Here is a 1,181-nt window from a genome sequence, read left to right as displayed (position 1 = left end):
TTTGAAACTTATTTGGGTTGTATGGTTAAGTGACTAAGCGTATACGGTGGATGCCTTGGCAGTCAGAGGCGATGAAGGACGTAGTAACTTGCGAAAAGCGTTGGCGAGCTAGTAACAAGCATTTGAGCTAACGATGTCCGAATGGGGAAACCCGACCACATAAGTGGTCATCATACAGTGAATACATAGCTGTATGAGGCGAACTCGGGGAACTGAAACATCTAAGTACCCGAAGGAAAAGAAATCAACCGAGATTCCCCTAGTAGCGGCGAGCGAACGGGGATTAGCCCTTAAGTCTATGGGGTGTTAGTGGAATGTGTTGGAAAGCACAGCGGCACAGGGTGATAGCCCCGTACACGAAAACTAACCATAGATGAAATCGAGTAAGGCGGGACACGTGACATCCTGTTTGAATATGGGGGGACCATCCTCCAAGGCTAAATACTCCTGACTGACCGATAGTGAACCAGTACCGTGAGGGAAAGGCGAAAAGAACCCCTGTGAGGGGAGTGAAATAGAACCTGAAACCGTATACGTACAAGCAGTGGGAGCGGTTCTTGAGACCGTGACTGCGTACCTTTTGTATAATGGGTCAGCGACTTACGTTTTGTAGCGAGGTTAAGCGAATAGCGGAGCCGTAGGGAAACCGAGTGTTAACTGCGCGTTTAGTTGCAAGGCGTAGACCCGAAACCGAGTGATCTAGCCATGGGCAGGTTGAAGGTTGAGTAACATCAACTGGAGGACCGAACCGACTAATGTTGAAAAATTAGCGGATGACTTGTGGCTGGGGGTGAAAGGCCAATCAAACTCGGAGATATCTGGTTCTCCTCGAAAGCTATTTAGGTAGCGCCTCGAGCGAATACCACTGGGGGTAGAGCACTGTTAAGGCTAGGGGGTCATCCCGACTTACCAACCCTTTGCAAACTCCGAATACCAGTGAGTACTACTCGGGAGACAGACGGCGGGTGCTAACGTCCGTCGTCAAAAGGGAAACAACCCAGACCATCAGCTAAGGTCCCAAAGTTATTGCTAAGTGGGAAACGATGTGGGAAGGCTTAGACAGCTAGGATGTTGGCTTAGAAGCAGCCATCATTTAAAGAAAGCGTAATAGCTCACTAGTCGAGTCGGCCTGCGCGGAAGATTTAACGGGGCTAAGCAATACACCGAAGCTATGGGTTTGC

General features: G+C 49.4%; 1 rRNA gene. It reads left to right on the top strand.

The window, feature by feature from the left end:
• Nucleotides 1-23: 23 nt before the first annotated feature.
• Nucleotides 24-1,181 (top strand): 23S ribosomal RNA (locus AN944_RS20955); the annotation flags it as partial.

Source organism: Shewanella sp. P1-14-1 (genome assembly GCF_001401775.1).
Lineage (GTDB): Bacteria > Pseudomonadota > Gammaproteobacteria > Enterobacterales > Shewanellaceae > Shewanella > Shewanella japonica.
The sequence above is the reverse complement of the archived record's forward strand: the minus strand, read 5'-3'. Positions and strand labels throughout refer to the sequence as shown.